Source organism: Mycobacterium szulgai (assembly GCF_002116635.1).
GTDB lineage: Bacteria > Actinomycetota > Actinomycetes > Mycobacteriales > Mycobacteriaceae > Mycobacterium > Mycobacterium szulgai.
The window spans coordinates 1-20302 of record NZ_LQPW01000107.1 but is presented as its reverse complement, the minus strand read 5'-3'; the positions used below and the strand labels follow the sequence as shown (position 1 = coordinate 20302).

General features: G+C 62.4%; 10 protein-coding genes, 1 tRNA gene and 1 pseudogene. 7 read left to right on the top strand and 5 right to left on the bottom strand.

Going from position 1 to position 20302, the window contains the following annotated elements:
• Positions 1-47: 47 nt before the first annotated feature.
• Entirely contained in the window at positions 48-1166 is a 1119-nt protein-coding gene (locus tag AWC27_RS15225) for a three-Cys-motif partner protein TcmP (protein WP_085671244.1), read from the bottom strand.
• 100 nt (positions 1167-1266) lie between these two features.
• Entirely contained in the window at positions 1267-2010 is a 744-nt protein-coding gene (locus AWC27_RS15220) for a DUF5131 family protein (protein ID WP_085671243.1), read from the bottom strand.
• 521 nt (positions 2011-2531) lie between these two features.
• Here AWC27_RS15220 and AWC27_RS15215 point away from each other — a divergent pair.
• Both AWC27_RS15215 and AWC27_RS15210 read left to right on the top strand, forming a co-directional pair.
• On the top strand, positions 2532-3212 hold the full coding sequence (locus AWC27_RS15215) for a hypothetical protein (RefSeq protein ID WP_085671242.1): 681 nt from the start codon (positions 2532-2534) through the stop codon (positions 3210-3212).
• Positions 3213-3301: 89 nt separating this feature from the next.
• Positions 3302-4213, top strand: a pseudogene (locus tag AWC27_RS15210) (recombinase family protein); the annotation flags it as partial.
• Here AWC27_RS15210 and AWC27_RS15205 read toward each other — a convergent pair.
• A tRNA-Leu gene (locus AWC27_RS15205) sits at positions 4195-4280 on the bottom strand. The pseudogene AWC27_RS15210 and the gene AWC27_RS15205 overlap by 19 nt on opposite strands.
• A gap of 118 nt (positions 4281-4398) precedes the next feature.
• On the opposite strand from AWC27_RS15205, the gene AWC27_RS15200 reads away from it, so the two are divergent.
• Genes AWC27_RS15200 through AWC27_RS15190 form a run of 3 tightly spaced genes read left to right on the top strand, consistent with a single transcriptional unit; the run spans position 4399 to position 6932 of the window.
• Entirely contained in the window at positions 4399-5745 is a 1347-nt protein-coding gene (locus AWC27_RS15200) for a M20/M25/M40 family metallo-hydrolase (RefSeq protein ID WP_139837024.1), read from the top strand.
• Positions 5746-5777: 32 nt separating this feature from the next.
• A complete protein-coding gene (locus AWC27_RS15195; protein WP_085671240.1) occupies positions 5778-6308 on the top strand; it encodes a YbhB/YbcL family Raf kinase inhibitor-like protein in 531 nt (176 codons plus the stop codon).
• A 30-nt stretch (positions 6309-6338) separates the two neighbouring features.
• Positions 6339-6932 carry an alpha/beta hydrolase gene (locus tag AWC27_RS15190; RefSeq protein WP_245847144.1) on the top strand — a complete coding sequence of 198 codons (594 nt, stop codon included), beginning with the start codon at positions 6339-6341 and terminating at the stop codon, positions 6930-6932.
• Between the two features lie 5 nt (positions 6933-6937).
• On the opposite strand, the gene AWC27_RS15185 is transcribed toward AWC27_RS15190, so the two are convergent.
• Complete coding sequence (locus AWC27_RS15185) at positions 6938-7594, bottom strand: GntR family transcriptional regulator (RefSeq protein ID WP_264079435.1); 657 nt, start codon at positions 7592-7594, stop codon at positions 6938-6940.
• A gap of 135 nt (positions 7595-7729) precedes the next feature.
• On the opposite strand from AWC27_RS15185, the gene AWC27_RS15180 reads away from it, so the two are divergent.
• Positions 7730-8758: a cupin domain-containing protein gene (locus AWC27_RS15180; protein ID WP_085671237.1), complete on the top strand. Its 1029-nt coding sequence runs from the start codon at positions 7730-7732 to the stop codon at positions 8756-8758.
• 18 nt (positions 8759-8776) lie between these two features.
• Here AWC27_RS15180 and AWC27_RS15175 read toward each other — a convergent pair whose 3' ends face one another.
• On the bottom strand, positions 8777-18868 hold the full coding sequence (locus tag AWC27_RS15175; RefSeq protein WP_085671236.1) for a PPE family protein: 10092 nt from the start codon (positions 18866-18868) through the stop codon (positions 8777-8779).
• Positions 18869-19299: 431 nt separating this feature from the next.
• Between AWC27_RS15175 and AWC27_RS15170 the strand changes: the two genes are divergently transcribed.
• Positions 19300-20302, top strand: a 1003-nt coding sequence (locus AWC27_RS15170) for a PE family protein (RefSeq protein WP_139837023.1), incomplete at its 3' end; no start/stop codon positions are given.

Sequence of the window (20302 nt, the reverse complement as noted above, 5' to 3'; positions counted from 1 at the left end):
GCCGCGGCACCAAGCCTGTCGGCAGTACAGCTGATTGGGCCAGCGATCTATCCTGCGGTCGGGAGCGAGACGACATGCTGGAATGAAAGACCCGCGTCGGTAGGGACTCCGTCGGCTCTAATCAACAGACCGCTGGATACCATCTCGCGGACCACGACCATAGCCTGACTCTCTTTAAAAACGGTGTTGTAAAGCGCAAACTTTCGGATCTCGTGTATTGGAGATCGGTTACCCGGGAGCAGGTTCAAGTGATCTACTACCAAGCGACGCAGCGGGGCCGTGTGCGGCTCGAGTTCGATCGCCAACGTCTGTTGGGCAGGGTCGCGCGGGTCCCGATAGCCGATCCCCGCGATGTCATCGACCTCCCACATCGCTTCCTTCATCTTGGTGAGGCCCTTCGGGTGCGTCGTCCCGAAAACGAGAAATAGCGATTCTCCACGTGCGTCAACCAGCTCGAAGTCAAGAACATACGGGAAGCCGGCCGCATGGACCGAGCCTCGGTATCGCTGTAACAGCCAGCGCTCCTTTGCTTCGGATGACTGTTGCGCTACCTCGCGCCACGCCGTCCCGCCGAAGACTTTGTCGCCGTGGGTGATGTCGGAAGCGTTGGCGAAGCGTGAGAAATACTGAGGTTTCATTGTAATGATGACTTCGCTTCCAGGGTTGTCCGCTATGCGCCGCACCAGATCAAACGACACCGCTCCGCCCCAGGTGTCGAGCACAGCCAAAATTGGCCGCTTCCAGGCATTCTCTCGGGTCAGCACTTCCGCAAGCCGCGGTTCGCACTCTCCCTTTTCGATCGAGACATGCACCCCGTGTTGTGCCAGTTCATCGAGCGGTACTGGGGCTGCCGCCTTGGACAGCTCCCCGGGAAGCATGCTGATGCATCGCTGATCGTGATCGACGAAAATGAAGCGAATACCGCCGGTCTTGACCTTCGTCCTGATCTTGGGATTGCCGACAAGGGTTTGCAACGCAATCACGGGGGACCCAGGCGCGCCATCCAGGTAAACGCCGGGCCCGGCGAAACCCTCAGCGTAGGTGATGTTTGCTCCCCAACCGTTCACCATGATCGGCATCCATTTGCCAAGGTATTGTCTGTAGAGCGCGTGTTTGGTCTTGGTGTGTGGATCGGCTTCCCATGGCACTGGGTTCTTTCCCGACATGTCACGCTCCTTCGGTAACCGAGGTCTAACGCTCGGCCGACTGCTACCGACGCCCAGGACGTTCGACAAGATTCCCCGACATTCAGATCAACTGTGCGAATTATCCCGCAATCTGTGGCATTTCATTCCACATCCTGCCCTCGAGGATGCGACCGTTTGCTTTCGAGGTACGACCACCCCACTGCTTGAAGAAGAAAGCCACGTTGGCGGCAAGACACTGGTCACGGATTTCTGTAGCCCAAGCAGCGTCCATCGGTCGGGCGCGTGGCCCTGATTCGCCACCGACGATTACCCAATGAATGCCATCGAGATCCAGATTCGGAAGAGGACCCAACAATGGTTCGCAAGATAGGAATCGGCGAGCGCTCGGAACACTACGGAGCCGCTCTATTCGTCTGGTGACCTGGCAGGACTCGACTGACACACCCATCCATAAGTTTTCAGGCCATTCCAGGCGATCACTGACCCTCTCAAGTCGCTGAGCACGTTTGGTCAGGATTTGATATGTGTGCTGCGGGGTTTCCCGGACGACCTCAAAAACGTTACGTATGAAGCTAATTGGAACCTTGGCATGGAAAAGGTCACTCATCGAGTTCACGAATACCAATCGCGATCCTCCCCAACCGTAGGGCTCGCGGAGCGAATTGGGATGAACCGTCACGCCGAATCCGGGCCCACTAGTTCGGGCATCACCGTCATTTTGGTACTTAGCGACGCCCATTGCCTTGAGCCGCTTGGCCAAGGCCAGCGCATAGCAGTTATCACATCCAGCTGCCACCCTGTCGCACCCTGTGACAGGGTTCCAGGTGGTCTCGGTCCACTCGATCGCGCTCTTGGTGGCCACCTTTGCTCCTCGTTGTTGTGGGCAGCACTGACAGGGTATTCACATGAGCCGAACGTGACCAGTGTGACAGGTGCGACTCGTCGTGCGGCAATAAATCAACATTGCGGAATCGCTTATCGATACTGATCGACGCGCTGTTCAGCCTGACTTGAACGCGTTCACATTCTGACGTGCGGCCGGTTGTAGATAGAAGCTTAGAGAATAGCCACATGAACAGAGGTCCCGAAATATCCGATGAACGCCCAGGCGCCGGCAGGTGGCGCCGCCTGGGAAGGGAGGGCACCGACCTGGCCACTGAAATCAGCGATCGAATCGGTGAATCGCCATCGTCTTCGTGTGATAGCAGTGTGCGATCGATACGAACCTCGCCCTCTCTTGCCCTGTTCAGCGACTACGGAGGAACACACAAAGACGCCCACTTTGAGGTCTTCTCGTTCTTGGCGACCACCCCTCGTGGACTTTCAAGTTGGCGGAGCCTACGTCAGCAGTTGCGTGAAGGCGAGCTAGGAACGCAGCGTCGGATGTCGTACAAACGACTCAACGACAAGGTGCGGCTAAAGTCTCTGCCCAACTATTTGGAGGCTGCAGATCAGCTTGAGGGCCTGTTGATCAACTTCGCTGTCGATAAGAACGCGACGCACCGCCTCAGCGAGGAGCCCTGGACCGAGACAGCATTCGGACGAATAGGGCTCTGGGCGCCACGGGCTTTCCGAAAGCTGACGGTAATTGGCCATTTGGCTGGGATCCTTGTTGAAGGCGTCCGGGCCGACGGCCAGAACTTGCTTTGGATCACCGACGAAGATGACATCGCACCGAATCCGGACAAGCACGCAGAGGCGACCCGCCTCCTCGCCCACTACATCAGCTCCTACTGCACAGGGCCTTTGGGGCACTTCCGATTTGGCACGACAGCATCAGATCCGGGAGATCTCCACATCGAGGACCTCGCTGCAGTGCCAGATCTCGCCGCGGGCGGCCTCAACGACATACTGACAGAAGTCTTCCCGCACCCACAGTCGCAGTCGGTCGAGAGACTATTTGTCCCTGTCGGTGTTCAAACGCCTGCGAAGGTTGGACTCGTGGCCGGTTGGCTCGCAAGAGTCGCAAGTCCACTGGCGAAGATCAACATCGTCGTCGACGAGAGGGCTGGTCTTTGCTCAGTTAGACGCTTCGCAGTGGTCACAAACCTGACAGAACTCTAAGCTTCGCAATCCCGGAGTTAGCCTTGATACCAGTAAAGAAAGTTCTCACATCGCAGGTCAGAGGCCATCGATTCGTGTTGATGCACCTGTCCCATTCGGCAATCCGCGCGATACTCGACAACCCGGCGTATCGCGGTATCCGTGTTTGGGGCAAGCAGGAGAAATACGAGGTCCTGGTCAACCCCGACGATGTCGCGGCGGGGTATAAGACCCGGATGCGGTGGCGTGATGAGGCCGACTGGATCGCACCAGACCGCCGCACGCACGAAGCGCTGATTTCCGATGAACTGGTGCAGGCTGTTCTTCTTCGGACGCAGGCACGGCGTGGTCCCGGTCTTGTGTGTAGCAGAGAATCGACGGTGCCGTATGCGCTGCGCGGGCTGCTGTTCTGTGCCGCGTGTGGACGGCGAATGCAGGGCGCCGCTCGCCTGGGGAAACGAACGACCCGCATCCTCTACCGTTGTGAACTGGGTAAATCACGTTCTGTGCCTGTGGACCTGAGTGATCATCCGCGCACCGTCTATCTCCGCGAAGAGGAGGTGACAGCGCGACTCGACGAATGGATCGCCACCCTGGCGGATCCGGAAGACCTCGCACGCGGACAGGAGATGGACCCGGCAGCAGGCAGTGGGTATGCCGCTCTGCAGCGCCAGCTCAGCGAGGCCAATGGCAAGGTCGCTGCGCTAGTTACCGCGCTGGAGTCTGGCGTCGCCGTGGAGGACCTGACCGCCGCATTGCGTCGCCGCACCGCCGAGCGCGACGAGCTGAAGGCCCGTCTTGAGCAAGCGGAGCGGCCCCGCGTCATGTCTGCCGCACAGATCAGCGAATTGGTCGAGGAGTTGGGCGGGCCGTCTGCCGTGCTCGGTCAGGCAACCGGGGCGGAACGCGCACAGGTGTACGCGAGCCTGGGACTCCGCCTTGACTACGATCCGCATCTGAGACAAATCAAGGCGACGGCCGATCTGAGTCGTGTCGCCGGATGTGTCCGAGGGGGGACTTGAACCCCCACGCCCATTAGTAGGGCACTAGCACCTCAAGCTAGCGCGTCTGCCATTCCGCCACTCGGACAAAGCAACCACATGAGTTGGCAGCTAAGGCTATCGGATAGGTCTGCGCAGGCCCAACCCGGCTCGGCGATCATCATCAGTCACACCAGCACCGCCATCAAGTGGTAGGAAAGGTGACTGTGACCCGTGAGACTGAGGCGCCAGCCCGCCCCGCCGATGACGTTGCCGAGGTTGTCAGCAGGCTGATCCGGTTCGATACCTCCAATACGGGTGAACCCGAGACGACCAAGGGCGAAGCCGAGTGCGCGCAGTGGATCGCTGAGCAGCTCGCCGAGGTCGGCTACCAGACCGAATACGTCGAGTCCGGGGCGCCGGGCCGGGGCAATGTGTTCGCCCGCCTCGAGGGCGCCGATCGCTCGCGGGGCGCCCTGCTGATCCACGGCCACCTCGACGTGGTGCCCGCCGAAGCGGCCGATTGGAGTGTTCACCCGTTCGCCGGTGCGATCGAAGACGGGTATGTGTGGGGCCGCGGTGCGGTCGACATGAAGGACATGGTCGGCATGATGGTCGTGCTGGCGCGGCATTTCCGGCGCGAGGGCATCGTGCCGCCCCGCGACTTGGTGTTCGGATTCGTCGCCGACGAGGAGCACGGCGGTACCTACGGTGCCCAGTGGCTGGTCGACCACCGGCCCGATCTTTTTCAAGGCATTACCGAGGCAATCGGTGAAGTCGGCGGCTTTTCCCTGACGGTGCCGCGCCGCGACGGCGGCGAGCGCCGGTTGTACCTGATCGAGACGGCCGAGAAGGGCATCAATTGGATGCGGCTGACCGCGCGGGGCCGGGCCGGCCACGGCTCGATGGTGCATGACCACAACGCGGTCACAGCTGTCGCGGAGGCGGTCGCCCGGGTGGGTCGCCATCAGTTTCCGCTGGTGCGTACCGACACCGTGGTCAGCTTCCTCGCCGCGTTGAGCGAAGAGACCGGCCTCCCGTTCGACATCGACTCACCCGATCTGGACGGATTGATCGAAAAGCTCGGCCCCGTGGCTCGCATGCTCAAAGCCGTCCTGCACGACACGGCCAACCCGACGATGCTCAAGGCCGGATACAAGGCCAATGTGGTTCCCGCCGTCGCCGAAGCAGTGGTGGACTGTCGCATCCTGCCCGGTCGCAAAGCGGCGTTCGAAGCCGAGATCGACGCGCTGATCGGCCCGGATGTGGCACGGGAGTGGGTCAGGGATCTGCCGTCGTACGAGACCAGTTTCGACGGCGAGCTGGTCGATGCGATGAACGCCGCGGTGCTCGCGATCGACCCGGATGGCCGCACGGTTCCATACATGCTTTCCGGGGGTACTGACGCAAAGGCGTTCGCGCGCTTGGGTATTCGGTGTTTCGGCTTCAGTCCGCTGCGGCTGCCGCCGGATCTGGATTTCTCATCGCTGTTCCACGGCGTCGATGAGCGGGTACCCATCGACGCGTTGAGGTTCGGCACCGACGTGCTGGCGCACTTCCTGACACACTGCTAGAGATTCCGCCCGATTACCCGAGAGGACTGTCCATGGCATCGCCGTCCGACCCGTATGACGCACTGCCCAAGCTGCCGTCTTTCACGTTGACTTCGAACTCGATCACCGACGGGCAGCCGCTGGCCACTCCGCAAATCAGCGGAATCATGGGCGCCGGTGGCGAAGACGTCAGCCCGCAGCTGAGCTGGTCGGGATTCCCCGAGGAGACCCGCAGTTTCGCGGTCACTGTCTATGACCCCGACGCGCCGACGTTGTCCGGCTTCTGGCACTGGGCGGTCGCCAACCTGCCCGCCGACGTCACCGAATTGCCCGAGGGGGCCGGCGACGGCGGGGAGTTGCCTGGGCACGCGCTGACCCTCGTCAACGATGCGGGCATGCGCCGCTATGTGGGGGCCGCGCCGCCGGCGGGGCACGGACCACACCGCTACTACGTTGCGGTGCATGCGGTGAAGGTGGAAAAGCTCGATCTCACCGAAGACGCCAGTCCCGCCTTCTTGGGGTTCAACTTGTTCCAGCATGCGATCGCGCGGGCGGTCATCCACGGAACGTACGAGCAGACCTAACCACACCGCCGTCGGCTCCGAATCACCATCGTGACGCGACGCAACCAGGGGTGCGTATTGGTTCTGCCGGGCGGCAAGGTGCGCAGCGATGAAGCGTCGCACTGGTGGCAGCTGGCCAACCTGCGGATGATGTTCGTCGCCCGCGCGCTGCGCCGGCGACTGGGCCCCGATGTCGTCGTGCGACGGGTACAGTACCGCCGTCGCGGATGGAACAGTCCGAATCTGGACGCTGTACGCGACGCCGATCGGGCGCTCGACGAGCTCAGCGAGCGATGCGCTCCGAAAAACATTGTCCTGGTTGGACATTCGATGGGCGGCCGGGTCGCGGCGCGGTTGGCGGCGCGCAGCGACGTCGGTGCCGTCGTCGCGCTGGCGCCGTGGTGGGTGAACGGGGCCGGCGATCGGATCCCGGCGCACACACGCCTGCTCGTCGTGCACGGGACCGGCGACACCTGGACGGATCCGACCGATTCACGTGCCCAAACATGTCGCGCACGCGCTCGCGGCCTCGATGCGCACTGGGTCGGAATCGAGGGCGCCGGTCACTACATGGTGCGGGGGTGGCGTGAATGGCATCGTTGCACAACGGATTTCGTTGCCGGCTACCTCGCGGGCAGTGGATGAGCGTCTTATCGAGGCGTGTCGTCGTCGCTGATAGGGGAGAGCGGGTCGATGGCAAGACCAAGTGCGCGTACCGTGCTGGCGAGGTGGGTTCGCACTGCGGCCAGGGATCGTTGCAGATCCCCGTCGCGCAAGGCCTCGGCGATCGTGCGGTGTTCGTTCATGATCGTGGCCATGCGGTGCGGATCGCCCATTGCCGATTCGCGGATCATGCGCATCTGACGATCCCGCAGCGACGAGTAGAAGCCGGCCAAAATGGTGTTACCCGACTCTTCGAGGGTGATGCTGTGAAACTCGCGGTCGGCAGCTAAGAATTCCTGCCAGTCCGACGCCTCGGCGGCATCGTGTTGCCGTCGCAACGCCCCGGAAAGTCGCTCGAATACCGCTGAACAGGCAACGGGACCACGCCTAACCACCTGGAGTGCGGCGAATTGCTCCAAAACCAGCCGGGCCTCGATGACCGCCCGGACTTCTTCGGGGGAAACCGGCACCACGAGGGCCCCGCGCTGCGGATACAAGCGCAGCAACCCTTCGGCTTCGAGTCGCAAGAATGCCTCCCGGACCGGGGTGCGTGACATTCCCAGCGCCGTCGCGACATCACCCTCGCTTATCAGTTCGCCGCCCGGAAGTGCTCCGGTGAGCACCTGGGTCTTCACGTAGTGCAAAGCACGGTCCTTGGCCGTACCTCGCGGCGGACCAGACACCTTGGCTGCCACAAGCCACCCTTTCTTGCAACTGAGATACAAGATAGATACAGTCAAAGTATAAGTCGTATTTTGCCTGCGAGGGAAGAAGGTGGCATGGCGATACCAGAGGTCGGCGCCGGGCCGGTGGACCTCGACCCGACGATTCCGGCGCCGATGACCAATGTGGCTGAGTACGGGTTCGAGGGCCGGTTTGTCAGCTGGGCTGATGATGCGCGTCTTTTCGAGTACTCGAAGGCGGCCAACCCCATCGGGTCGGGACACATGCCGGGAATGCCCATCGTCCAATTCGGCCCGGAGATCTACCTGGATCAACCCACCGGCGTGCTGCCGCTGGATTTGTCCGCCGAACTCGGGATCACCACCACGGCAACCAGCCCCGCGCTATTGGCGAACTTCCTGCGCATCCGCGACGGCGAGCAGATCGAAACGGTGGTCAACGCCACCTCCCAGCTGTACTACGTACTCTTCGGGCGCGGTTTCGCAGCAATCGATGGCCGGCTGGTCGAGTGGGAGAAGGGCGACTTCTTGACCCTGCCCGCGGGATGCCGCTCGGTGTTCTATGCCGGCGCGGAAGCGGCCATGTATTGGGTGCACGACGAGCCGCTGCTGCGCTACCTGGGTGTCGACGCGACCCGGCCCAAGTTTCGGGCCACTAAGTTCCGCCGCTCGGACGCGGTGGCCAAGCTGGAGGAGATAGCCGCGCGCCCCGGCGCCAACGACAAGAGCCGGGTGAGCGTCCTGCTCGCCAATGCCAACCAGGAGCAGACGTTGACCATCACTCATGTGCTGTGGGCGATGTTCGGTGTCCTGCCCCCCAATCAGGAGCAGCGGCCGCACCGCCATCAGTCGGTCGCTTTGGATTTGATCCTCGATGCACCGCCGAAAGGCTGCTACACGCTGTTGGGCACTCGCCTGGACGAGCGGGGCGAGATTGTCGACCCGATTCGGGTCGACTGGCAGGCCGGTGGGGCTTTCACCACTCCGCCGGGGATGTGGCACGCCCATTACAACGAGACCGATGCGCCTGCGCACCTGATTCCGGTGCAGGACGCCGGATTGCAAACCTACCTGCGCAGCTTGGACATCAAATTCACCCAGCGCCGGGATCTGGTCGCCGGCTGACGGCTGGACGGCTGGCCCTTAAGACACAAAGACGTTGTTGAAGAGGCCGGAGAGGCTGGTGCCGATGTTTGCGATGCCTGAATCAAACGCGGCCTCGGTGAGGTCGAGGGTGCTCGTGTTGAACAATCCCGACATGGTGTTGCCCAGGTTGGCGAAGCCCGACTCCACCGCGCCGTAGTTTATGTAGCCCGAATTTCCTGCGCCCCCACCATTGCCGATACCTGAGCTGTAGGCGAAATCATTCGCCAGACCCGACACGGGGCCCGCCGCGGAGTTGAAGAAACCTGATCCGTTGCCACTGCCGGAGTTGAAGAAGCCGGATGAGGGGTCGGTGGTCGAGTTGAAGAATCCCGGGTTCTGCTGGTAGCCAAAGCCGAACGTGGACGGTCCCGACGTTCCGCTGCCCGAGTAATCGATTGTTTGGCTGAGGACCGTGTCCACGGTGACCGCGGATTGCAGAGCGAACGCATCGATTGTCCAGCCACCGATGGTGCCGTCGTACGCCGTTGTCGTGATGGTCCAGCAAATTGATGTCCCCGGGATGCAGATCTTTTGCTTCAATTGGACCTTCACGGGGATGTCGGAAATGTGGAATGTTTCCATCGTGATCTCGTTGATGGAGCCCGTGATCGGTATATCGATGGGGGCGCTCACGTCGTAGTACCAAGGGATTTCGGGAATGGTCGACGAGTACGAAACAGAAATCAGACCCTGGTAGTCGCCTCTCCAAAAGGCGCCGTTGCTGTAGTTCCCCGAAATGAAAGCGCCTGTGTCGACATTGCCCGAGTTGGCCAGGCCCGTGTTGGAGTTACCGGTGTTGAACAAACCGGTGTTGAAGTCGCCCGGGTTGAACAAGCCGGTGTTGTAGTTGCCCGGGTTGAAGCTGCCGGTGTTGGTGTTACCCGCGTTGTAGCTGCCGGTATTGGTGCTGCCGACGTTAGCGATTCCGGTGTTGGCGATGCCGGCGTTGAACAGGCCGGTGTTGGTGCTGCCGGTGTTGCCGATGCCGGTGTTGTAGCTGCCGGAGTTTCCGATGCCCCAGTTTCCGGTGCCGGAATTGCCGATGCCGATGTTGTCGGTGCCGGAGTTGAACAGGCCGATGTTGCCGCTGCCCGAATTCAGCGCGCCGAAGCCGGTTTGGCCGTTGCCGCTGAGCCCAATGCCGATGTTGCCGTCGCCGGTGTTGCCGAAGCCGATGTTGCCGTCGCCGCTGTTGCCGAAGCCGATGTTGCCGCTGCCCGTGTTGGCGAACCCGATGTTGTGGACGGCCGCCGACGCGGACGGGCTCGCGTTGGCGAAGCCGATGTTGTCGTTGCCGATGTTGCCGCTGCCCAGGTTGTGCTCGCCTAGGTTGCCGCTGCCCAGGTTGTAGCTGCCGACGTTTGCGTTGCCCAGGTTGTAGCTGCCGACGTTTCCATTGCCGAGGTTGTAGGTGCCCACATTTGCAAAGCCCACGTTGAGGTGACCCTCGTTTCCGAGGCCCACGTTGAAAATCGTCCCGGTTGCGCTGTCCCGCAGCACACCGGCCAGATTGGCGCCAACGTTTGCAAAGCCCGAGACGTTGCCCGTCGACGCCAGGCCCTGCGTGCTCGTGTTGTAGAGGCCGGAAACGGTATTGCCATAGTTGGCCATCCCGGACTGTAGAGATCCCCAGTTTTGCAGCCCCGAATTGCCGGCAAGTCCGGAAGAAGAGTTGAGAATGCCCGAATTGTTGGGGCCGAAATTCCCGAGGCCGGACGCGCTGCCGCTGCCGGAGTTGAAGAAACCCGAGGACGGGCTGCTCGTGGAGTTTCCGAAGCCCGCAGCCGCCGGGACATCGATGATCGGGATGGTGACGGGGCCGACACCACCCGTTCCACCGATTTGGATCACCGTTGAACCGTCCGGGCTGCCCACATTGATCCCCACCGCGGGTTGATCGCCGAAGGAAATTATCAGCGGATCGCCGGTCTGGGCACCGTAAACACTAATGGGGCCGAGATAGCCGACGACTTCACCGCCGATACCGTCGTCCAAGCCACTGAAGTTGATCTTGGGAATAGTGAAAGCGTTGATAGAGACGTCGGTGACGTTGACGGTGATGGGGATATTGATCGGGATCCGGACGTCGAAGTATCCGGGCATTTCGGGGATGGTAATTGCGTAATACGCACCAATCAGGCCTTGGCTGTCGCCCCGCCAGAAGAGCCCGTTGTTCATGTCGCCGGTGTTGAAGGCGCCGGTGTCGATGTTGCCGGAGTTGGCCAGGCCGGTGTTGTAGTCGCCGGTGTTGAGCAAGCCGCTGTTGTAGTTGCCGGGGTTGAAGCTGCCGGTGTTGGTGGTGCCGATGTTGTAGTTGCCGGTGTTGGAGCTGCCGAGGTTGGCGATGCCGGTGTTGGCGATGCCGGCGTTGAACAGGCCGGTGTTGGCGCGGCCGGGGTTGGCCAGGCCGGTGTTGTAGCTGCCGGAGTTGCCGATGCCCCAGTTGCCGGTGCCGGAGTTGGCGATGCCGATGTTGTTGGTGCCGGAGTTGAACAGGCCGATGTTGCCGCTGCCGGAGTTCAGGGCGCCCACGCCGAGTTGGTTGTTGCCGGTGAGCCCGATGCCGATGTTGTTGTTCCCGGTGTTGCTCAAGCCGATGTTGTGGTTGCCGGTGTTGGCGAGCCCGAGGTTGTTGCTGCCGAGGTTGGCCAGTCCGAAGTCGGCGTTGCCGGTGTTGGCGAAGCCGACGTTGCCGCTGCCGATGTTGGCGCTGCCGAGGTTGTGGTCGCCGAGGTTGCCGCTACCGACGTTGAGGTCACCGAGGTTGCCGCTGCCCAGGTTGGCGAAGCCGACATTTCCGAAGCCCACGTTGAGCTGGCCCGCGTTTGCCCAGCCGAGGTTGACAACTCGTCCGGCCGTGACGTCGCTGTTGTGGAACACGCCGGTCAGGTTGGTGCCGACGTTCGCCCCGCCGGAGACGTTGGCCGCGGCGGCGAGGTCTTGGGTGCTGGTGTTGTAGATGCCGGAGATGGTGTTGCCGAAGTTGGCGACGCCTGACCCGAGGGAGCCGACGTTTCGGTAGCCCGAGACGCCTGCGCTGCCGGATGAAACATTGCGGAAGCCCGAATTGTTGGCGCCGACATTGCCGAAGCCGGATGCGCTGCCGGTGCCGGAGTTGAAGAAGCCCGATGACGGGCTGGTCGTCGAGTTCCCGTATCCCGGCGCCGCCGGTATGTCGATGAATGTGATGTCAATGGGGCCGTAGCCGCTGGAGATCGAGATGGGTATCGACGTATCGGGTCCACCGATGAGCGCATTGACCGTGGGCAAGATGCCGGTGAGGGTCGGGATGGAAATGGTGTCGAAGGTGATGCTCAGATATGACGAGCCGAGGACGCTGACCGTGATCGGTTGAATATTGAAGGGCGCGATGACGATGTTCGCGACATCGAGTGTGATCGGGATATTGACGGGGATCGCGATGTCGGCGTTGAGAACCGAGAATTCAGGAATATGGATTCCAGCGTGGAAGCCGTGCAGGCCCTGGTAGTCGCCCCGCCAGAAGAAGCCGTTGCTGTAATTGCCTGCATCGAAGGCGCCGGTGTTGACGTTGCCGGTGTTAGCCAGGCCGGTGTTGTAGTTGCCGACGTTGAGTAGCCCCGTGTTGTAGTCGCCGGCGTTGAAGCTGCCGGTGTTGGTGCTGCCCGTGTTCGCCAGCCCGGTGTTGTAGCTGCCCGGATTGACGATGCCGGTGTTCGTGCTGCCGGTGTTGTAGCCGCCGGTGTTGTAGTTGCCCGCATTGGCGATGCCGGTGTCGCCGGTGCCCGGGTTCCACAGTCCCGTGGTGTAACCGCCGGCATTCTCCAAGCCGGTGTTCGTCATGCCTGTGTTGGCGATACCCCAGTTGGCGGTGCCCGCGTTTGCTACGCCGATGTTGCCGGTGCCGGAGTTGAATACGCCGATATTGCCGGTGCCCGAGTTGAATAGGCCGATGTTGCCGCTGCCGGAGTTCAGCGCGCCGAACCCGATCTCGCCGTTGCCCGTGAGCCCGATGCCGATGTTGTTGCTGCCGGTGTTTGCAAAGCCGACGTTTGCGCTACCGGTGTTTGCGAAGCCGGTGTTGGCATTGCCCGCGTTCCCGAACCCGCGGTTGCAATCACCGAGGTTTGCCGGGCCGAGGTTGTGGTCGCCCAGGTTTCCCGAACCGACATTGTGTACGCCGTGGCTGCCGAAGCCGACGTTGAAGCTGCCGATATTGGCCCCGCCGACGTTGTGATCGCCGACGTTTCCGCTGCCGAAGTTGTATTCGCCGACGTTCCCGCTGCCTAGATTGTGGCTGCCGTTGTTGGCCACGCCCACGTTTGACACCGCGAAATTGCCGAAGAAGCCCGAGAGGTCCGTGCCTCTGTTTGCGACGCCGGAGACGTTGGCGGGCGTCGCGAGGTCCACGGTGCTGACGTTGAGGAATCCGGACATGGTGTTGCCGAAGTTCGCCATGCCCGACACCAGGTCGCCGACGTTCTTATAGCCCGAGATTCCCGAGCCGCCGGAGGCCGAGTTGAAGAAACCTGAGTTGTTGGTGCCGACATTGCCGAAACCTGATGAGCTTCCCGCGCCGGAGTTGAAGAAGCCCGAGGACGGGGTGCTGGTGGTGTTCCCGTAGCCGGGCGTCGCCGGATTGTCGATGACTGGGATGGCGATGGGGCCGATTGCGCCGGTGCCGTCGATCGTTATCGCGGTCGTTGGTCCGCCGATGGTGGTCTCGATGGGCGGAAGGGAGATTTTGATATCCCCGAAAGTGATGGGGCCGATACTGATGGCTTGGCTAGTTCCGGTGCCGAGGACATCGATGTCGGCGGTGTACTTGGGAATGGTGAAGCCCTGAATGGTCAGGTTGCCCAGGGTGGCGCTGATCGGGATGTCGATGGGGATGCTTACCGAAACGTTCACCGGGATAGCGGTATCCGGGATCGAGATGGTGCGGTTGTAGCTGCTGAGGCCTTGGTAGTCGCCCAGCCATAAGACGCCATTGTCATAGCTGCCGGAATTGAGCAAACCTGTGTCGACGTTGCCCGAGTTCGCAAAGCCGGTGTTGTAGTTGCCCGTATTCGCGTAGCCGGTGTTGTACCACCCCGGGTTGAAGCCCGCGGTGTTGAAGCTGCCGGCGTTGAAGCTGCCGGAGTTGTAGTCGCCGGCGTTGCCGAGCCCCGTGTTTGCGATGCCGGAGGTAACGAAGCCCGTGTTGAGCTGGCCGGAGTTCAGCAAGCCGGTGTTGGTGTTGCCGCTGTTGCCGACGCCCCAGTTTCCGGTGCCCGAGTTAACGATGCCGACATTGCCGGTGCCGGAGTTGAACAAGCCGACGTTGCCAGTGCCGGAGTTGAACAAGCCGGTGTTGTCACTGCCGGAGTTGAGTGCGCCGAAACCGATCTGGCCGTCGCCGGTGAGCCCGACGCCGATGTTGTTGCTACCGGTGTTGGCAAAGCCGACGTTGCCGGAGCCGGTGTTCGCCCAGCCGCTATTGGCGTCGCCCGCGTTTCCGAAACCGCGGTTGTGGTCGCCGAGGTTCGCGGTTCCGATGTTGGAGTTGCCGAAGTTTCCCGAACCGAGGTTGTGTGAGCCGTGGTTTCCGAAACCGACATCGAAGCTGCCGATGTTCGCGCCGCCCACGTTGTGGTTGCCGACGTTTCCGCTGCCGAGGTTGGCGTCACCGATGTTTGCGCTGCCGAAATTGTGCGAGCCGAGGTTGGCGAAGCCGATGTTCAGGGAGCCATCGTTGGCCAGGCCCACGTTGAAAGCCGTTGTCCCCGTTGCTCCGTCACGGAATAGGCCCGAGAGGTCGGCACCGATGTTTCCCACGCCGGAGACATTGGCCGGTGACGCGAGACTCGCTGTGCTCGTGTTGAGAAATCCGGAAACGGTGTTACCCCAATTCGACGCGCCCGATATCAAGGCGCCCACATTCTTGTAGCCCGACAGCCCTGAGCTGTCCGAGGCCAAGTTCAACAAGCCCGAGGTGTTGGCGCCGACGTTGCCCAGACCCGAGGTGCTGCCGGTGCCGGAATTGAAGAAGCCCGACGACGGACTGGTTGTCGAGTTTCCATATCCCGGAGCACCGCCGAAGTCGATGACTGTCCAGTTGGCGGGCCCCACACTGGCGGAAATGGGGATGACGATGACCGTCGAGCCGTCGGGGCTGCCAATCTGGATCGTCGGCGTGGGGCCGCTGGCGTACAGGGGCGGAATGGTCAGCGAATTGATGGTTCCGTCCAGAACGGGGATGGGACCGAGGCTGGCGGTGGTTCCGAACGGGATGTCGTCGATCGTTATCCCGCTGTAGACGGTGGTGGTGAAGCTGGCCGCGATGGGGATATCGATCGGAATGGTGGCGACCATGTTCAACGGGATCTCCGACATGTGGATCGTGTAGTCGAAGCCCATCAGCCCCTGGCTGTCGCCCCGCCACAACAGGCCGTTGTTCATGTCGCCGGTGTTGAAGGCGCCGGTGTCGATGTTGCCGGAGTTGGCCAGGCCGGTGTTGTAGTCGCCGGTGTTGAGCAAGCCGCTGTTGTAGTTGCCGGGGTTGAAGCTGCCGGTGTTGGTGGCGCCGATGTTGTAGTTGCCGGTGTTGTAGCTGCCGAGGTTGGCGATGCCGGTGTTGGCGATGCCGGCGTTGAACAGGCCGGTGTTGGCGCGGCCGGGGTTGGCCAGGCCGGTGTTGTAGCTGCCGGAGTTGCCGATGCCCCAGTTGCCGGTGCCGGAGTTGGCGATGCCGATGTTGTTGGTGCCGGAGTTGAACAGGCCGATGTTGCCGCTGCCGGAGTTCAGGGCGCCCACGCCGAGTTGGTTGTTGCCGGTGAGCCCGATGCCGATGTTGTTGTTCCCGGTGTTGCTCAAGCCGATGTTGTGGTTGCCGGTGTTGGCGAGCCCGAGGTTGTTGCTGCCGAGGTTGGCCAGTCCGAGGTCGGCGTTGCCGGTGTTGGCGAAGCCGACGTTGCCGCTGCCGATGTTGGCGCTGCCGAGGTTGTGGTCGCCGAGGTTGCCGCTGCCCAGGTTGTAGTTGCCGACGTTTCCGCTGCCAAGGTTGTAGGCGCCGACGTCTACGAAGCCCAGGTTGAAGACCATGCCGGTTGTGCTGTCGCGAAGCACGCCCGCCACGTTCGTCCCAATGTTCGCGAACCCGGAGACATTGGCTGCGGTCGCGACGTCCTGGATGCTGGTGTTGTAGAAGCCCGATACGGTGTTGCCCAGGTTGGCCACGCCCGATTCCAGCGAGCCGACGTTTCGGTAGCCCGAGACACCAGAGCTGCCCAGCGACACATTGCGGAAGCCCGAATTGTTGGCGCCGACATTGCCGAAGCCCGAGGCACTGCCGGTGCCGGAATTGAAGAAGCCCGACGATGGGCTGGTGGTCGAGTTCCCGAATCCCGGCGCCGCCGGGATATTGATGAACTGGATTGTGCCGCCCTCGAAAGCTCCGACGAGTGTGGCGTCTACGGATGTGGTCGGTCCGCCGATATCGATTGTCACCGTGGGAGCGGTGAGCGTGGACGACGAGATGTCGACCGGCCCCAAATAAAAGTCACCACCCAAGAAATACGTTTTGGGGTACGTGTAGCCCGGGATTGTGTACACCTGTCCGCCGACGACCATTATTTGGTCTATGGGATTGACGGACTCTATGTCGATGGGCATAGCCGGAATGTCGATCGCGACATCGGCGCTGATCTGGCCTTGGTTATCGCCGGCTACGAAGAAGCCGTTGTTGTAATTGCCCGTGTTGAAGGCGCCGGTGTCAACGTCGCCTGGGTTGTAGTGCCCCGTGTTGTAATTGCCCGGGTTGAACCCGCCCGTGTTGTGCCCACCGGCGTTGTAGCTGCCGGTGTTTGTGGCGCCCGCGTTGAAAACGCCGGTGTTGTAGTTGCCGGCATTGGCGATGCCGGTATTGGCGGTGCCCGCGTTCCAGGGGCCGGTGCTGTAGCTGCCCGTGCTGTCGAGGCCCGTGTTGCCAGTGCCCGCGTTGCCCGTGCCCCAGTTTCCGGTGCCCGAGTTTCCAATGCCGACGTTGGAAGTGCCGGAGTTGAACACGCCGATATTGCCGGTGCCGGAGTTGAACACGCCGATGTTGCCGGAGCCGGAATTCAATGTGCCAAAGCCGACTTCGCCGCTGCCGGTGAGCCCGATCCCGATATTGTTGCTGCCGGTGTTGGCAAGGCCGACATTGTTATCGCCGGCATTGGCGATGCCCAAGTTGGCGTCACCCACGTTCCAGAATCCCCGGTTGTGGCTGCCGAGGTTTCCGCTGCCCAGGTTGTAGTCGCCGAAGTTACCGAAGCCGAAATTTGAGATGCCTTGGCTTCCGAAGCCCAGATTCTCGTCGCCGATGTTCCCGCTGCCGATATTTGTGTCGCCGATGTTGCCGCTGCCCAAATTGGAGCTGCCGACGTTTCCTCTGCCGACGTTCGCGTTGCCGACGTTTCCGCTGCCCAAGTTTGCGTCGCCGATGTTTGCGTTGCCGATGTTTCGGCCGCCCTGGTCGGCGAAGCCGAGATTGAAGGATGACGGTCCGCCGAGGATTCCCGCCATATAACTGCCGGTGTTGAGAGCGCCGGAAATAAAGGCGGGTGTCGCGCCGCCCAATAAGCTCACATTGAGTAACCCCGACAGGGTATTGCCGGAGTTCACCAGGCCAGAGGCCAGCCCGCCGGAGTTGTAATAGCCCGAGACTCCAATGTTCGATGAATTGAAGAATCCGGAATTGTTCGCCCCGGAGTTCGCGACTCCCGAACCGCTTCCCGAACCGGTGTTGAGGAAGCCCGACGACGGGATATCGGTCGAGTTTCCGAAGCCCGGACCCCCGAACCTCAGGCCTTGATAGTTTCCTCGCCACAGCAGGCCATTGCTGTAATTACCCGAGATCAACACGCCGGTGTCGACGTTGCCGGTGTTTGCCAGGCCGGTGTTGTAGTCGCCCCTGTTGAAGAAGCCGGTGTTGTAGCTGCCACTGTTGAAACTGCCGGTATTGGTTCCGCCGGTGTTGTAGTTGCCCGTGTTGTAGCTGCCGGCGCTGGCGATGCCGGTGTTTGCTGTCCCGGAGTTGAACAAGCCCGTGTTGGCTTCTCCGGAATTGCCGAACCCGCTGTTATAGCTATTGCCGGAGTTGCCGATGCCCCAGTTCCCGGTGCCGGAGTTGCCGATACCGACGTTTCCGGTGCCGGAGTTGAACAGGCCGACATTGCCAGTTCCCGAGTTCAGGCCGCCGAGACCGGTCAACCCCGACCCCGTCAGCCCGACGCCGATGTTGCCATCGCCGCTGTTGCCGAAGCCGATATTGCCGTCCCCGGTGTTGCCGAAGCCGATGTTGTTGCTGCCGGTGTTGCCGAAGCCGACGTTGTGAATGGCGGGAGCCATCGTAGGGCCGGTGTTGCCGAAACCGAGGTTTCCGCTGCCGATGTTTCCGCTACCGATATTTCTGCTGCCCACGTTGCCGGAGCCGAGATTGAAGTCGCCGATGTTTCCGCTGCCGATGTTTGCGCTGCCCACGTTCGCAAAGCCCAGATTCAAGCCCACCCGATTGAGCGGGCCGACTGCGGTTTCGGCTGCTGCCGCCGCGGGTGCAGCACTGACCGGCGCGGGCATGGCCGAAGCGAAAGGAGTCAATACCGAAGTGATCGCGGATGCCTGCGCGTGATAGTCGAGCAGGGCGGCCACATCTTGGGCCCACATCAGCTCGTATTCAGCCTCAGCTGCGGCGATGGCCGGCGTGTTTTGGCCTAACAGGTTGGAGGTCACCAGCCACACCAACCGCGCGCGGTTGGCCGCGATTACTTCTGGGTGCACTGTTGCGGCTTGCGCCACCTCGAATGCGGCTGCCGCTAACCGCGCTTGGGTAGCTGCCTCCTCAGCCCGCACTGCCGCCGCACTCAACCAGCGCGCGTAGGGTGCGGCTGCGTCCACCATGGCCGCTGAAGCCGGGCCCTGCCACGCTGAACCAGCCAGTCCCGAGGTCAGCGATGAAAATGCGGCCGCGGATGACCCGAGCTCGGCCGCTAACCCCTGCCAGGTCGCCGCGGCCGCCAGCATGGGCCCCGATCCTGCGCCAGCAAACATCTGCCGCGAGTTGTGCTCCGGCGGTAACCTCGCGAAATCCATCGCGTCTCCCTAGGTCGAAGCCGATGGCCGCGCCGCAGCGACAGCCGGTAGTCTGCTGCCCTGCTGCAGTAGGCGTCTCACCCCAACCATTGCTTAGCTGCATCAGCCAGGATCGCCTCCAATTCATAGTGAATTTCCAGGAATCGGCAAGCGGTCTCGTTGTTGGACTTCGCCTCGAAATGGGACTGTCAACGCGGTCGGCCCGAGTCTTCTAAACGTGCCAAACATGCACTGATGCAGCCTATTTAAACCAAGTGCGCAGGCAATTCGTCGATATTGACAGCCTCGCTGTTCTCCCCCAATCGGGGGAGGGAATTTCATCCGTTGAATCCGCCATGCGGCCGAGGGAGCTGAAGTGCCCGGTGAGCCAGATTGATTGCTGGAGGATTCGCTTTAGCGCGAAGCGGTCTCGGACAAAGGGGATCGAGATGATGTCGTTCACGGTGGCCAGCCCGGACGTGTTGCGGGCGGCAGCGGCCGATGTGTCAGGTATCAGTTCATCGTTGCGCTCGGCAAATGCGGCCGCAGCGGTCCCGACGACGACCATATTGGCTGCCGCTGCCGATGAGGTGTCGGAAGCGCTGGCCTCACTCTTCTCCGGACACGGCCAGGCCTACCAACGGTTGAGCGCTCAGATGGTGGCGTTTCATGATCAGTTTGCGCAAACGCTGACCTCTAGTTCGGGCGCATATGCCGTGGCGGAGGCCACCAACGCAGCGCCTTTGCAGCCGTTGCTAAACATCATTAACGCGCCGACTTACGCGCTGGTGGGACGTCCACTGATCGGCAATGGCACCGACGGGGCGCCGGGGTCGGGGGCAAGTGGCGGCTCTGGCGGGATCTTGCTGGGCAATGGCGGCGCCGGGGGCTCGGGTGCGGCAGGGCAAGCCGGCGGCACCGGTGGCGATGCTGGGCTAATCGGCAGAGGCGGAAGCGGTGGCGCCGGCGGAGCCGGTGCGGTCGGCGGGGCCGGTGGTCGTGGCGGTTGGTTGTCGGGTTCTGGCGGGTCAGGCGGGGCCGGTGGCAGTGGCGCTGCCGGTGGTGCGGGTGGCCTCGCGCCGCTGATTGGGCACGGCGGTGCGGGCGGAACAGGTGGCAGCGATGCGACGGCTGTTGGCGGTAACGGTGGCACCGGCGGTCGCGGCGGCGTGTTGTTGGGTGACGGTGGTTCCGGCGGTGCAGGCGGCACCGGCGCTGTTGGTGGTCGGGGCGGGGCCGGCGGTGATGCCGCATGGATCGGGTCTGGCGGCGCCGGTGGAGTCGGTGGGGCGGGCGTTGTCGGTGCGACCGGTCTCAGCGGCGGCGACGGGTCGGTCGGAGGGGCTGGTGGGGCCGGGGGTGCCGGCGGCAACGCCGGCGTGATCGGGTTTGGCGGTCACGGAGGGGCTGGCGGTGACGGCGGCGCTGGCGGTGACGGCGGCACCGGTGTGGCGG